General features: G+C 34.0%; 15 protein-coding genes and 1 pseudogene. 10 read left to right on the top strand and 6 right to left on the bottom strand.

Features of this window, described 5'->3' with window-relative positions; all coding sequences use genetic code 11:
- Positions 1–166: 166 nt before the first annotated feature.
- Positions 167–2803 (top strand): collagenase ColA, encoded by a 2637-nt coding sequence (gene colA, locus B5P42_RS21380; RefSeq protein ID WP_113735151.1) that lies wholly within the window; start codon positions 167–169, stop codon positions 2801–2803.
- Between the two features lie 218 nt (positions 2804–3021).
- Here colA and B5P42_RS21375 read toward each other — a convergent pair whose 3' ends face one another.
- Entirely contained in the window at positions 3022–4401 is a 1380-nt protein-coding gene (locus B5P42_RS21375; RefSeq protein WP_113735150.1) for a catalase, read from the bottom strand.
- Between the two features lie 303 nt (positions 4402–4704).
- Here B5P42_RS21375 and B5P42_RS21370 point away from each other — a divergent pair, with 303 nt between their 5' ends.
- Positions 4705–5922 carry an aspartate aminotransferase family protein gene (locus B5P42_RS21370; RefSeq protein ID WP_002127942.1) on the top strand — a complete coding sequence of 406 codons (1218 nt, stop codon included), beginning with the start codon at positions 4705–4707 and terminating at the stop codon, positions 5920–5922.
- 303 nt (positions 5923–6225) lie between these two features.
- The gene (locus tag B5P42_RS21365) at positions 6226–7677 is read left to right on the top strand and encodes an MFS transporter (protein WP_012261183.1); all 1452 of its coding nucleotides are present in this window, start codon (positions 6226–6228) and stop codon (positions 7675–7677) included.
- A gap of 68 nt (positions 7678–7745) precedes the next feature.
- Here B5P42_RS21365 and B5P42_RS21360 read toward each other — a convergent pair whose 3' ends face one another.
- Genes B5P42_RS21360 through B5P42_RS21350 form a run of 3 tightly spaced genes read right to left on the bottom strand, consistent with a single transcriptional unit; the run spans position 7746 to position 10916 of the window.
- On the bottom strand, positions 7746–8852 hold the full coding sequence (locus B5P42_RS21360; RefSeq protein ID WP_078203517.1) for a DUF4018 domain-containing protein: 1107 nt from the start codon (positions 8850–8852) through the stop codon (positions 7746–7748).
- Positions 8827–9990 carry a DUF58 domain-containing protein gene (locus tag B5P42_RS21355; protein ID WP_113735149.1) on the bottom strand — a complete coding sequence of 388 codons (1164 nt, stop codon included), beginning with the start codon at positions 9988–9990 and terminating at the stop codon, positions 8827–8829. Before B5P42_RS21355 ends, B5P42_RS21360 begins: the two co-directional genes overlap by 26 nt.
- Positions 9987–10916, bottom strand: coding sequence for an AAA family ATPase (locus B5P42_RS21350; protein ID WP_012261180.1), 930 nt, complete (start codon positions 10914–10916; stop codon positions 9987–9989). The genes B5P42_RS21355 and B5P42_RS21350 overlap by 4 nt, the downstream gene beginning before the upstream one ends.
- A 204-nt stretch (positions 10917–11120) precedes the next feature.
- Here B5P42_RS21350 and B5P42_RS21340 point away from each other — a divergent pair, with 204 nt between their 5' ends.
- Both B5P42_RS21340 and B5P42_RS21335 read left to right on the top strand, forming a co-directional pair.
- Complete coding sequence (locus tag B5P42_RS21340) at positions 11121–11438, top strand: PadR family transcriptional regulator (protein WP_113735148.1); 318 nt, start codon at positions 11121–11123, stop codon at positions 11436–11438.
- A 7-nt stretch (positions 11439–11445) separates the two neighbouring features.
- Positions 11446–11982 carry a DUF2812 domain-containing protein gene (locus B5P42_RS21335; protein WP_113735147.1) on the top strand — a complete coding sequence of 179 codons (537 nt, stop codon included), beginning with the start codon at positions 11446–11448 and terminating at the stop codon, positions 11980–11982.
- A gap of 117 nt (positions 11983–12099) precedes the next feature.
- Here the strand turns inward: B5P42_RS21335 and B5P42_RS21330 are convergent, their stop codons facing one another.
- Positions 12100–12396, bottom strand: a complete 297-nt coding sequence (locus tag B5P42_RS21330) for a hypothetical protein (RefSeq protein WP_078184927.1) — start codon at positions 12394–12396, stop codon at positions 12100–12102.
- Positions 12397–12538: 142 nt separating this feature from the next.
- Positions 12539–12787 carry a hypothetical protein gene (locus tag B5P42_RS21325; protein ID WP_000433610.1) on the bottom strand — a complete coding sequence of 83 codons (249 nt, stop codon included), beginning with the start codon at positions 12785–12787 and terminating at the stop codon, positions 12539–12541.
- 282 nt (positions 12788–13069) lie between these two features.
- Here B5P42_RS21325 and B5P42_RS21320 point away from each other — a divergent pair, with 282 nt between their 5' ends.
- From B5P42_RS21320 to B5P42_RS21305, 5 genes and pseudogenes are all read left to right on the top strand, one after another.
- Positions 13070–13453, top strand: a complete 384-nt coding sequence (locus B5P42_RS21320; protein WP_113735146.1) for a VOC family protein — start codon at positions 13070–13072, stop codon at positions 13451–13453.
- A 15-nt stretch (positions 13454–13468) separates the two neighbouring features.
- The gene (locus B5P42_RS21315; protein ID WP_113735145.1) at positions 13469–14011 is read left to right on the top strand and encodes a GNAT family N-acetyltransferase; all 543 of its coding nucleotides are present in this window, start codon (positions 13469–13471) and stop codon (positions 14009–14011) included.
- Positions 14011–14595 carry a kinase gene (locus B5P42_RS21310; RefSeq protein WP_113735144.1) on the top strand — a complete coding sequence of 195 codons (585 nt, stop codon included), beginning with the start codon at positions 14011–14013 and terminating at the stop codon, positions 14593–14595. Before B5P42_RS21315 ends, B5P42_RS21310 begins: the two co-directional genes overlap by 1 nt.
- Positions 14585–14695, top strand: a pseudogene (locus B5P42_RS33555) (DUF3887 domain-containing protein); the annotation flags it as partial. The gene B5P42_RS21310 and the pseudogene B5P42_RS33555, both read left to right, overlap by 11 nt.
- A 73-nt stretch (positions 14696–14768) precedes the next feature.
- Positions 14769–15080: a hypothetical protein gene (locus B5P42_RS21305; RefSeq protein ID WP_113735143.1), complete on the top strand. Its 312-nt coding sequence runs from the start codon at positions 14769–14771 to the stop codon at positions 15078–15080.
- The last annotated feature ends 47 nt before the right edge of the window (positions 15081–15127 follow it).

The raw sequence follows: 15127 nt of genomic DNA, 5'->3' as shown, positions 1-15127 counted from the left end.
AAGGGGAATTGTATGTAAGGAATCTGTATTCGTAATAGTATAAAACAAGCTACTATTGCATCATTGATCATACTTGTATTTATAGCGGAACTGTAAATACATACAAATAAGTATGTTCTGGTTTTAATATTCTGAATTTTCTTTAAAGTTATTAGGGGGCAATGGTATGGTTAAATATTCGAAAATTTCTAAGCTGATTCTTGGTGTGGGACTAGTGACAATATCATGTAATGGTTTGCAAATTCAAGCAGAGACAAAAGAGAAAAATGTGAAGAGCGTATTACAAATGGAGCCGGTAGGAATACAGAAATCTGTTGATGAGTTGGCGCACTCTTCAACAGTACAAGAAAATGCATCTTTTACAAAACGGTTAAAGTTATCGGATTTATCGCAGCGTCCGCTAGCACCAAACGAGGATGTTAAACCGTTAGCTGAAGAAAAAAAGTATTCGATGGCTGAGTTAAATCAATTAAGTAACAAACAATTAACTGATCTTCTTGTGACGATTAAATGGTATCAAATCCCGGAGTTATTTCAGTTTAATAGTGATAGTCTCAAGTTCTATCAAGATGATAGCCGAATGCAAGCAATCATTAATAAACTAGCAGAACAAGGTCAAACTTATACGAAAGATGATTCAAAAGGGATTGAAACGTTAGTAGAAGCTCTACGTGCAGCATTTTATTTAGGTTTTTACCATGATGAATTAAGCAAACTAAATGAGCGTAGCTACCATGATAAATGTTTACCGGCTTTAAAAACAATTGCAAAAAATCCGAATTTCAAACTTGGTACATCAGAACAAAATAAAGTTATTTCATCATATGGGAAATTAATTGGAAATGCATCGGCTGATGTTGAAACGGTTTTATATGCAGGTGAAATTTTTAAACAATATAACGATAATCTTGCAACTTTCATTGAAGACCGAACGAAAGGAGACGCTATTTATGAGTTGATGAAGGGAATTGACTTTGATATTCAGACGGATATGTACACGACTGGAAAAGAGCCAAAAGATACGATGTGGTATCGCAATATTGATAACTTTATTAATGAAGTAAATCGTTTTGCACTAATTGGTACTGTAACAAATAAAAACGGATGGTTAATTAATAATGGAATTTACTATGCTGGTCGATTAGGCAAGCTTTATAGTACACCAACAAAAGGCCAGCAAGTTGTTACAGAAGCGATGCGGATTTATCCACATTTAGGGGAGCAATATTTTGTTGCAGCAGAACAAATTACTACAAATTACGGAGGAGTAGATGCGAACGGAAAAACAATAAGTTTAGATCAAATTCGAGAAGAGGGTAAAAAGAAATATTTACCGAAAACGTATACGTTTGATGATGGAGCTATTGTCTTTAAAACAGGGGATAAAGTTAGCGAAGAGAAAATTAAACGTCTATACTGGGCGGCAAAAGAAGTACGCTCTCAATTTTATCGTACAGTTGGTAGTGATAAACCACTTGAAAGTGGACATGTTGATGATGTGTTAACGATGGTTATTTATAATAGTCCAGATGAATATCAATTTAACCGTCAATTGTATGGATATGAAACGAATAATGGTGGAATGTACATTGAAGGAACGGGAACTTTCTTTACATATGAACGTACACCAGAGCAAAGTATTTATAGTTTGGAAGAATTGTTCCGCCATGAATTTACACACTACTTACAGGGAAGATACGAGGTTCAGGGATTATGGGGCCAAGGGGAAATGTATCAAAATGAACGTTTAACATGGTTTGAAGAAGGGAATGCAGAGTTTTTTGCAGGTTCAACGCGATTAGATAGTGTAGTACCACGAAAAAGTATAATTGGTGGATTATCTTATGATCCTGCAAAACGTTATACAGCAGCACAAACATTAAATGCGAAATATGGAACGTGGGATTTTTATAACTATTCGTTTGCATTGCAATCATATATGTATAATAACCGTCCTGAAATGTTCGATAAAGTGCATGATTTAATTCGTGCAAATGATGTTTCAAGTTACGACGCATATCGTTCTACATTAAGCAAAGATAATAAATTAAATGAAGACTATCAATCTTATATGCAAATGCTTATTGATAATCGCGATAAGTATACAATTCCACAAGTATCAGATGAGTACTTAGCGCAGCATGATCCAAAATCGATTTCGGATGTTACATCAGATATCACAAATGAAGCAAAGTTAAAAGATGTGAAGGTAACAAAAAATAAATCACAATTCTTTAATACATTTACACTACAGGGGACATATACAGGAAGTGCGGCAAAAGGAGAAATTGAGGACTGGAAAGTGATGAATCAAGCAACAAATGATATGTTGAAACGTCTTTCAGGAAAAGAGTGGACTGGATATAAAACATTGACTGCTTATTTTGTAAATTACCGTGTTAATAATGATGGACAATTTGAATATGATATTGTATTTAGCGGAGTGAATACGGAAGAAGGTACGGCTGTAGAAAAAGAACCGAATAATTCATTTGATACAGCGAATCCACTATCTTTGAACACTTTATTAAGAGGAAACTTAAGCGATCAAGATCAGGGGGATAAATTTGTTATCGATGTAAAGGATCAAAAAGATTTACAGATTTCTGTTACGAACGAACAAAACCTTGGAATGAACTGGGTATTATATTCTGAATCAGATCTAAATAATTATGTAGCTTATGCAACTAAACGTGATGGAAACAAATTGCTTGGAAATTATAATGCGAAGCCAGGGAAATATTACTTAAGTGTATATAAGTATGGCGGTGGAACAGGGAATTATACAGTGCAAGTAAAATAATTTACTATAGTTTGTTTTGAAAGGCTACTTATCGCATTTTTTAGTTAAATAAAGTATTTAATGTTAAACATTAAACTACTTCAATATACCCCTGTTCTATAATTAGAACAGGGGTATATTGGTTTTATATTTTTAAATTATATAACCTCATTGGATTTTGACAAGAAAATAATTAATATAGATTTGAATTCTCATTCATAAAGCATGTTTTAATCTTCTTAATGCTCTTTCATTTTTGTCCCAATGCTTGTTTTCAAATCAGTTGATACTTGATCGAAATACCCCAAAACTATCTTCCTAATATCATCGGATATAACGTTCAAATCACTAGCTAAATTTTCAGCAAGGTGTTCTTTCTCTATTTGTGTTAACTTTTCATAAAATTCACCAGCCTGCCCAAAGTCATCTTGCTTAGTTATAGAAGTTCTTTCAAGTGTGCCTTCAACATATCTTCCGTCACCGCTTGTTACTTGATTAGCAGGTGTCCAATCTTGCTGCTGGTTAATCGTTAATTTACGAAATTCAGGACCAATTCTTCGTCTTTGAGAATCGCTATAAATATTAGCGCGGCCTTGCAACATTTTATCGTCAGATAGTTCTGCACCATCTAGTAAATTAGAAGGAGAGAAGGCGACTTTTTCTACTTGTTCCATATAATTTTCAGGATTTTTATTTAATACCATTTTACCGACTGGTATGAGAGGGTACACCTTTTCGTCCCATACTTTTGTATCATCTAAAGGATCATAAGAAAGATGTGCTTCATCTTTTGGATCCATGAGCTGGACGTATAAACCATACTCCACTGATTTACCAGCCTCAATTACATCATATAAATCTTTCCCACTATAATCCGGATTTTCAGCAGCTAGTTTATTAGCTTCCTCACTAGTAATAAATTGTACACCTTCAAATGGATACCAATGATATTTTACATACTTTCGATTACCTTCATCATTTCTCCAAACGTATGTATTTACACTATGTCCTGGGATGTGGCGAAGACTCTTTGCCGTACCGGCATCAGAGTATAAACGGACAACAAAATGAATGGATTCGGGTGCTCCAGCGACAAAACTCCAAAATCTATCCGGATCTATTAAGTTATTTTTAGGTGAAGGCAACAACGCTTTAATCGTTTCAGGGAAACGCATCGGATCACGAACAGAAAAGACAGGAATGTGATTACATAAAAGATCGAAAATGCCTTCTTTTGTATAAAATTTTGTAGAAAAGCCGCGTACATTTCTAGAAGTATCTGGTGTTCCTTTCGTACTAACAGCTAACGAAAACCGTACCATAACAGGAACTTTCTCATTTGAATGTTGTAAAAAACTCAGCTTTGTATGTTCAGACATCGGATATATCGTTTGAAAATAACCGAATGCCCCAAAACCTTTTACATGAACAGGTCTTTCTACAATTTTTTCATGAATAAATTCTTGTAACGTTTCGTGTAGTACACTATCTTGCTTTAGAACAGGTCCACGTGAACCGACAGTTTGAGAGTGAAGTTTAGCTGGTTCATTAAGTTCTCGATGTTTATTTAAGTCTTCTCCTAATAAAGATTGCCTTTGTTTATCATATTTTTCATTCATCGATATAGCCTCCAAATTTTTTTCGTCGATTGTTACTAAATATGATTCTTTAGTCTTGATTATGTATTACATACAAAGTTCAAAGTAGTAACATACCGCTAGATGAAAAAAACGTATATGTAGTGGACCTGTTGAAATAGAAGAAATTATGGAAAAATGAATATCGGAAAGAGAAATAACACGTTTTAGTAAAAAGGTGGAAGAGAACCACTATTAAAATTACAATCTTAAAAATGAATTTATACATGACTTTATAGAGAATGAACATAAATAAACAGGGAAAATAACTAGGAGGAATTTAAAATGTCGGATTGGTTTCAATTAGATAAAGAATATATGATGCCTACGTATTGTCGTACGAAGGTTGCAATAGAAAGAGGAGAAGGGTGCAAGCTTTATGATGTGGATGGTAAAGAGTATGTAGATTTATTTTCTGGTGTCGGAGTGAACGTATTAGGGTATAATCACCCGAAAATCGTGCAAACGACAATGGAACAAGTTACGAAATCTCTGCATCTTCCGTTTCATTTTTTAAACCCAGTTGCGATTGAGTATGCAAAGAAATTAGTTGATTGCTCTTTAAAAAATGGAAAAGTCTTTTTTACAAACTCTGGTACGGAAGCGACAGAAACAACGTTGAAATTAATTGATAAATATAGAGCGAATACGCATGAGGAACGTGAAGGAATCGTAGTGCTGAAGAATAGCTTCCACGGGCGTACGTTAGGGGCACTTCATTTTACGAGACAAGAAAGTGTATATCAAAATTTCCCTAAAACATCGATTCCTGTATATGAAGTAGAGCGCGAGAATATAGAGCAATTAGAAGAAACAATTGTTAAAGAAAATCCAATTGCGATTATGCTAGAGCCTGTATTAGGTAGCGGGGGGATATACCCTTTATCGGGTGAATATTTACATGGTGTTCAAAACTTATGTGATAAATATAATGTCATTCTTATCGTTGATGAAGTTCAAAGTGGTATGGGGAGAACTGGTAAACTATTTGCTTATCAAAATTTCAATATTACACCGGATATTATTCAAATTGGTAAAGGAGCAGGAGGCGGGATACCGCTAGGGGGAATCATTGTAGGTGAAAAGCTATGTGATGTATTTTCACCAGGAGATCATGGTACAACGTTTGCTCATTCTTCAATGGGAACAGCTTTAGGGTTAACGGTTTTAAATACATTGATTGACGATGGTTTAATGCAAGAAGCTTATGAAATGTCACTATATTTAAATGATAAATTGCGAGAAATTCAGAATGAAAATTCTTATTATATTCAGGAAGTACGTCATGCTGGAATGATGTTTGGAATTAGTTTGAATGATACGAATACAAATGTAAAGAAATTACAGGTAGAGCTAATGGAGAAAGGGATGTTAGTTGACGTTACACAAGGGAACATCATCCGTTTACTTCCTCCATATATAATTACAAAAGAAGAGATTGATGCATTTATTTATGAGTTTATCTCCTGTATTCATAGCTTATCAGCTATAGCGAGTGTTTAAAAAATTTTATAAAAAAGTACCTTATTTTTAATTCAAATAAGAAGAAAATAGGGGTGAAAAAAATAAATTTACATATTAAAATAAAAAGCTGAAAAAGGTACTCGTATAGCGCCTTCTTCAGCTTTTTAAAATAGTAAATTACTTAACATAGGAAGCATCTCATTGGACAAATAATTAATTATATGAAACAATAATAACAGATAAGGAGACGTTGCTTTTCCTTAAGTGCTTCGTATTGAATTTATTCTAGTAAGAGAAGGTGTGCTTAAAGAAGTTAAATTAAATAAGGAGCTGTTTTACTATATGCAACAAAATAATGATTTAAATTTTGAACCTCAAGACGTTAATATTGTCAATTCTAAACAAGCGAAAAAAGCAGTTATTGCTACTGGCATTGGGAATGCAATGGAGTGGTTTGACTTTGGATTATACGCGTATTTAGCGGTAATTTTAAGTCAATTATTCTTCTCAGGTGTGGATAATAGTGGTTTGCAACTTGTACTAACATTTGGTACATTTGCGGCGGCCTTTCTCGTTCGACCAATCGGAGGTATTTTCTTTGGTAGAATAGGAGATAAATACGGCCGAAAGATTGTTTTAAGTACAACTATTATTTTAATGGCACTTTCTACATTATTCATCGCATTACTACCAACCTATGAACAAATTGGTGTATGGGCACCAATACTACTTTTAATTGCTCGAATGATTCAAGGCTTCTCTACAGGCGGCGAATATTCAGGAGCAATGGTTTATATCGCAGAATCTTCTCCAGATAAAAAGCGTGGTATACTCGGTAGTGGTCTTGAAATTGGAACACTCTCAGGTTACATTGCTGCCTCGGTAATTGTTACCATTTTGACGTTATTATTAACAGATGAGCAAATGCTCAGCTGGGGATGGCGTATTCCTTTCTTAATTGCTGCACCAATTGGTTTGGTCGGTTTATATTTACGACGTCATTTAGATGAATCTCCAATCTTTCAAGAGATGGAAAAAGCACAAGAGGAATCTGAAGACAACGAACAATTTTCATTTATGGATATATTAAAATATCACAAAAAAGACTTCTTATTAAGCACAGTAATTGTTGCCTTCTTTAACATTACAAACTATATGATCCTTTCGTATATTCCTTCTTATCTAACGCAAGTACTAAAAGTCAAAGAAACAACTGGCTTATTAATTATTTCAATTACGATGGCACTTATGATTCCACTGGCACTTTATTTCGGTAAATTAAGTGATAAAGTAGGTAATAAACGCGTAGTGCAAATTGGTTTACTTGGTTTAGCATTATGTTCAATTCCAGCATTTTTATTAATTGGTAACGGACATATTGTAGCCATGTTTGCGGGTATTTTCATTTTAGGTTTCTTCCTTAGTGTTTATGAAGGAACATTGCCTTCGTTATTACCAGCACTCTTTTTCACCGATGTACGTTATCGTGCGCTTTCTATCTCCTTTAATATTTCTGTATCTATATTCGGTGGTACAACGCCGCTTGTATGTTCATACTTAGTTCATGCTACTGGTAATCCACTGGCACCAGCATTTTATTTAACAGGTGTAAGTGTAATTGGATTAATTGTGTTTAGTGTACTGTTTGTCACAACATCAGGACGTGCACTAAAAGGTTCTTACCCAACTGTAGAATCGAAAAAAGAAGCACATCAAATTGCTAAAGAGGATCCTGAAGAAACACTTTGGTGGCATGAAGAATCTTTAGAAATTGAAGCAGGAAAAAAAGCATAATTTGTGAAAAGCAACGTGGACTTGTACACAAAAAGACTCCTAGTTTAATAGGAGTCTTTTTGTATACATCATTTTCTCTTCTTCAAACTCTTCTGATACGCATAAAGCTTATAAACCTCTTCCTTAAATTCATGCAGAAGTACAGTGTTTTCACCATTTGAATAACGCACTGCATTATACGCGTCTATAATAATATGACTCTGAATATTTACCTCTTCTTCAACATTAATTCTCTCTAGCCAAGCTTCAACAGTTTCTCCTCGTTCTCGGTTTAAAGGAGGAGATAGCTTACTCTCGAGTTTGAAAATCTCTTTTCGAATTTCGTTATGTGGTGGTTTATTTCGTTTGAAGCGTTTTTGGCTAATGCCTTCTTTATCAGTAATGATTGTAGATTCAAAGACAGGCATATTTGGTAAACTTAAATGTTTTCGTTTTTTTACTATTTTCCAAACGACGTAAATAGCGATGGCTGTACAGGCTATTATTGTAATGCTATTTATGAGAGTTGGATCAAAAGGACGCTGCCCCAATTCCTCTTTAATTTGAGGATCTTTTAAATTTCCTTTATTCGACCAAAAGTCGTCTGTATCTTTTAATGCAGCTGCCGAGAACAATGGATTTAAAGCATAACCAAATCCTAAGGCAACTACTTGTATGATATAAGAAAAAAGAAGCCGAATATAAGGAAATACCGGAATAAGTAAAGCGCTAATTATTCCAATCGTAATAATAGAAGTGAAACGTAATAGCTGTTGATTACGATTGGAACCTGTTAACCAAAATGTAATCATAATGTGTAAAGTTAATAGTAACAATTTCCACAATGGCGGAAAGGGGGCATAAAATATAGCTGAAACGACAAACCATACAATACCGCCTAACGATTTTTGTACTGGATATCCCGGTCCAACAGAGTGTACGATAAAGAAAAACAGTGGTAATAATATTGTGCCTAAAATAGAGAAAGGTAGAAATAAAGAACAACCGATTATTTGAATAACTAACAGTAGTACAAAACCTGTTGTTTTTTTCTTCATAAATTTATGAATAAGAAATACTCCTACATAACCGGTCACTAAAAATATAGCAATACCAATGAGCTCATCTCTTTCCGTTAATAATGAAAGAAGGAGGAGCAGAATAAAGTCATTAACGTGATAGAGCCAAGTTTTCAAGCTTTTCCACCATCCCTTCATTATTAATGAGGAACGTAGGCTGAGATAGAAGAGGGAGCTCCTTTTTCTGCAAACCAATGTATATAATTGTAGATGAGCGTTCCCTTTTTCTCGTTACATAGTGAAGAAATCCTTGTTTCGGAAGTAGCGTACTATCATCTGAAATACGTGCTAATTCTTCTAACGCTTTGGCGTAATGTGTTTGTCCTTCGTTTAATGGTAAAAGCAAAGGGCCACCTTCTGCTAAAACGCTAATAAATAACTCAAACGGAATTTGATGCTTCGTTGCGTATTGGCAAATGTACGTTGTAAATGAAATAAGATCTTCTACATTCTCTTTCCAACCAAACCCGCGATCAGCAGCTAAAGAAAGACAAATCGTCCAACTATAATTTTTTACAGGTTCATATTGCTTTGCTTGTAACGCCTGCATTTTAGCAGATGCTTTCCAATGAATAGAGCGGAAAGATTCACGTTCATATCGTTTAACACCGATAATGGATGTTTCATCATTGTAAAAAGAGAAATTCGTTCGATACGAACCTGTTAATAGTTGCTGAAGTTCTTGTAAACCGGCTACCTCTTTAGGAGAAGGGTACACAATAATTTCAGTCTTTAACTTATCGAAAACAGGTAAATGTACAGTTAAAAGATGAAAAGGATCTTTTAAAACACATTCGAACTGTTCAATTTGAAACACACCACGCTTCGTTGCGGTTAATGTTAAATCCCATTTTTGTGTTGAATGAGCAGGTTGTGAAAATGGGAAAGAAAATAACGTTTTCGATATTTGTTCAATCCCTTGATCTTTATGCTGTATAAGAGATGAATTTAAATGAAAATAACAAACGCCGTTAACGAGTGGTATATTTGCACCATTTTTTAAATGAATAAAAAACTGTCCAGATTCATCAGGGAAAAGCCGAGTTGTTTGTTTTTCATTTATAACTTGAAATCTTTTCTCTATGTAAGCGACATATTTATAAATGAAAATCGCAAATAAATAGTAGAAGAAAAAGAGAAACATAATAATTCGTTGCGGCAGAAAAAACGTAAATAGTATAGCGCCTGGCACAGTTAATTGAATAATATGGAGTTGGAAAAATAAAGGTACAGTTACAACGCGCTGTCCATTCATGCTTGTTCAATCTCCACAGGTACGTCAACTTCTTTTAAAATCCTTTGCATTAATTCATTTTTTGTCGTACGTAAAGCTCCTTCCATCGATAAGACGATACGGTGATTCCAAACGGAAGGAACTAAAAATTGTATATCTTCAGGTGTGCAGTATTCTCTGCCGCGTAAAAAGGCTAGTGCTTGAACCGCACGTACTAAAGCTAATGTAGCACGCGGGCTTACACCGTTAGCAATGTAATCATGATTTCTTGTAGCGTGAGCAAGCTTAATAATGTAATGTTCTAACGGTTCTGATACGAAAATTTCTTTCACTTGTTTCTGTGCTTCTAAAATGTCTTCTAAAGAAATGACAGATGTGACGCTTTCTAACGGTGCATTGTTACGAAAACGGCGCATCATTTTTAATTCATCTTCAGGAGACGGATAACCAATTGAAATCGTCATTAAAAAGCGATCAAGTTGTGCATCTGGAAGAGGGAAAGTTCCTTGTGATTCAATCGGGTTTTGCGTCGCAATAACAAAGAATGGTTTCGGAAGAGGAGTAGACTGCTTTTCAAGCGTTACTTGTCGTTCTTCCATCGCTTCTAACAAACTAGATTGTGTTCTCGGCATCGCACGGTTAATTTCATCTGCAAGTAATATGTTTGTCATAACTGGTCCAAGTCTTAATTCGAATTCACTAGTTTTTGGATTGAAATATTCAATACCTGTTACATCACTCGGAAGTACATCAGGGGTAAATTGAACGCGAGAAAAATTACCACCAATGCTTTTAGAAATTGTTTTTGCTAGTAATGTTTTTCCAGTACCAGGTACGTCTTCAAGCAGTACATGTCCATCAGCAAGCAGTGAAACGAGGAGTAAATCAATTACATTTTCCTTACCGACAAAAACAGATCCTATGTTTTCTTTCAATTTATTTATCATATGTATCATTCCTTTCAAAATAAAAGCGGATATTTCTATATTTTAACAAATTATTCAGAAAATTGATATGATTTTTTAATTCAAAGAAATGGATATTTAATTTTAATATTATACTTGCATATTTTGGAATATGATTATACAATATCGTTATACGATGTATCGCAAGTCGATATATCATGAAGCGATGTATCGGAGGTAGTTATAATGAATGCGAAAGCGCAAAAATACATTCCATTAACTGAGGCGACATATTACATATTGTTGTCACTTGTAAAGCCAATGCATGGTTATGGAATTATGCAAATGGTAGAAGAGATGACAAATGGGGAAGTAAAGCTCGGTCCTGGTACTTTATACGGGAATACTACGAAGTTATTAAAAGAGAAATTGATTTTTGAAGTTGCCTCTACAGACAGAAAGAAGTGCTATGAGTTAACACCGTTTGGGAGAGAAGTGTTAGAGCTAGAGTATAACAGGTTACAGAGATCTGTAAGAAATGGAAACAGTATATTAGGGGAGTGAATGGAAGATGGAGACAAAGAAGGTATTTAAATTTTTTACGGCATGGAATTTAGAAAAAGAAGAAGTTTTTTTACGAAAGATGCATCAGCAAGGCTGGGCGTTACAAAAATATAATATGATGTATACGTTTAAGAAAACCGAGCCGAAAGATGTAATATATAAAGCGGATTTTAGATTGGTTTATAGAGATTCAAAAGAAAAACAACAAGAGTACTTCGAAATATATGAAATGTCTGGTTGGAAACGCGTAACGAGTTTTACAAGATGGAATTATTTTTGTAAAGAAGTAGAAGAGGAAAATGAGTTACCTGACATATATTCAGAGAAGGAAACGAAGGTGCAAAAAATGAAGGAGTTATTACAATTTTTTGCATTTATTTCAATAGCTATGTTACCGTTAATGTTTAACACATTTTTAAATTCAACAGAATCAATAGTGCCAATGTGGGCGAAAGTTATGATGGGGCTTGTTAGTTGTATGTATGTTTATTTCTTTATAAGGATCTCTTGGAAAATTAAGAAATTGAAAAGCGAAATATTATAATAAAGAGTGGATTTTAAAAGAAGATGATTTCGTAGATATTATACGGGAATCATCTTCTTTCATTTCTATGTAATTTTATTTTGTTCACTCTTTTTTACATAATAAAAGACTGTATATTTAAGGCATAGAACTAACAGTTACAAAGATAATACTAGTAATAATACCTAAAAAAGTCATAAATGATGAAGAAACGATTAATAATAATGAACTACTGATTAATACTATTTTATTAGAGTTTTGATGTTTAAAGTGGTAATAAAGTAAAAAGCCGCAAACAGTAGAAACAATCCATATAGCTAGACCGTAAGGAGTTGTTATCTTCTTCCAATCGAAAATCCAAAAGTAGAGTATGATCATGTGGCAAACTAATAGTAGTAATGCGGATGGAATCATTAATCTGTTATTAAATATCATTTATTTCACCTCTCTTATGTAAATATTACCAGAAGAGTATGGAGTTTAAAATATAATAAGGAAGAAATACGTTTTGTACTACCTCATTAAAAGGAAAAATCCCTTAAAGAAAAATCTATTTCTATAAGGGATAGTAATGATTTTATGAGAAAGACTGATTTTGCGCAGGTTTTATAAATTGTTCTGGGTTTTCAACAAGCCCACATACAGCACATTGGACGCGGTAAGTAGGTCCTTGATAAGCCATATGAAAAGCGTTCATCGTTTCATTTGTGTATTCTTCTTCTACTTGACCAGTTTGCGGATTTAATTTTACTGGTTTTACTTGTTGCTCAAGAATATTAAAGCGCGTTCGGTTCGTTTTACAGCTTGGACATAGCATTGGTTCCATATGTATACACCTCCATTTGTAGCATTTCTTAAGCGGTATGATTTTATGCGAGTAAAAAAACTTTCTCAATATAAATAGGTGTTTATTATATTTAAAATTCAGAAAAAATAAAATATAATAAATGTAAGAACTGGTTATGTCCAAACCAAATCTCCTGTTTTATGCCAATAAGCTGGGGGGCCGAGAAATCGGCCTCATTTTTTTGTGCTCATTTCAATAAGGTACAAGGTTTTTAAAAACATTTGTCGAATTTTTAGAGGTGAAGGTTAAGGGGGAATAATTATGAACTTAAAAATGAAATACATTATTTTATATGTAGAAAAGTTTGAGCAATGTCTTCAGTTTTATAAAGAAATTTTAAGATTGCCAATAAGAGCAGAGCACGGTACATATATTGAATTTGAAACAGGAGCAACAATTTTAGCGATGAATACACGAGAGGATGTTAAGGAGTTAACGGGACTACCTCTTACAGAAGGTGTACTAAAATCCTCTCATTTTGAGTTAGGGTTTGTTGTAGAGGATGTAAAGGAAACGATTGAGAAATTAAAAGAACAAGGGGTGAAAGTTCTAGTTGAGCCAATCGTAAAACCGTGGGGACAAACAATTGCTTACATTGCCGATCCAGACGGTAATTATATTGAAATTTGTAGTTCATTAGAATAGAAGGAGAAAAAGAGGATGGGGTTTCCAAAATTAGAGACAGAACGTTTACTATTAAGAGAACTTACACTATTAGATGCAGAAGCGATGTTCCATTATTTTTCAAAAGAATCCGTTATTCGTTATTTTGGAATGGACTCTTTCGAAAATGTTGAGCAAGCGAAAACGACAATTCAAACGTTTAGAAAGCGTAATGAAGAGGGAAGTGTATTTCGCTGGGGAATAGAGAAGAAAGGCACGGATCAATTAATTGGTACGTGTGGGTTTCATTTAATTAACAATCATCATAAACGAGCTGAAATTGGTTATGAGCTAGATGATACATATTGGGGACAAGGATATGCAACCGAAGCACTGCAAGCAATGCTAGCTTACGGATTTGAAACGTTGCACTTTATAAGAATTGCAGCTGTCGTATATATAGAAAATGAAGCTTCCCGTAATTTATTAAAAAAAATCGGATTTCAAGAAGAAGGATTACTTCGAAAATATATGATTCAAAATGATGTTGCTCATGACACGGTCGTTTATTCATTATTAAAAGAAGATTGGCAAAAGTAATGAGCACAAATGAAATAATGAAGGTTATTAAGGACCATAAAGATGAGCGATTTATATTAGGTATAGACGGACTAAGTCGTTCGGGTAAAACAACGTTGGTTAAAAAATTAGAAGAAAATATGAAACGAAATGGAATCCCGTTTCATATTTTTCATATTGATGATCACATAACCGAGCGTAACAAGCGATATCATACTGGATTTGCAGAGTGGTATGAGTATTACAACTTTCAATGGGATATCGATTGCTTGCTGCGAAACCTTTTTCAAAAGTTACAAAGCGCTATTGAATTAGAATTACTTTTTTATCATGATGGAACAGACTCATGTGAAATGAAAGAAATACAGCTTCCTTTAGTAGGTGTAATAATTATAGAAGGAGTTTTTCTGCAGCGAAAAGAATGGAGAGATTTCTTTCATTATATGGTGTATTTGGATTGTTCAAGAGATACAAGGTTTCTACGTGAAAGTCCAGAAACGCAGAAGAATCTTTCAAAATTTCAAAGTAGGTATTGGAAAGCTGAGGAGCATTATTTGGAAGCGGAATTGCCGAGGGATAGGGCGGATTTAGTAGTTACAAAATGAAGCTAAGTATAAAGAAGTGCATGAAAAATTTGATAGTAAGATGAAAATCGCATTATCAGAGGAGAAAATGAAAGATCTTATTCCTGTAATTGAAAAAGCTGTTTTTTGTTTTAACCAAATTATGGTTATTCGTGCTAGTATGAACACATAGCTATATAAAAGGGGTGGGTATTATGAAAACCGAAATAGTTCCCAAAAAGAAGTACAGTATAATAAGCTATATATCTTTACTCATCGGAATTATGTGTTTTTTATTCGTTTTTATAACTCCGACGAGAATAGCGAATGCGGGAAATATAGTTGGAGATTATGTAACGATTGCTCTTACAGGTGTAGGTATTATACTTTCAATAATCACAATGACGAAAAAAACAGAGAAAAAGGGGATAGCTATTATTTCATTAGTACTGTCCTCATCATTTTTTATATTTTGGATCATCGCGATTATCTTATTGTTTACTGGTCAAATAAATTTTGCGCCGTAATGAGCAATAAAAAGAGTCCTTCATTAATGAACTGTACCCCGAATCAT

Source organism: Bacillus sp. SRB_331 (assembly GCF_003264175.1).
GTDB classification, from domain to species: domain Bacteria; phylum Bacillota; class Bacilli; order Bacillales; family Bacillaceae_G; genus Bacillus_A; species Bacillus_A mycoides.
Note: the sequence above shows the minus strand (reverse complement) of the source record. Positions and strands in the feature narration are given on the sequence as shown.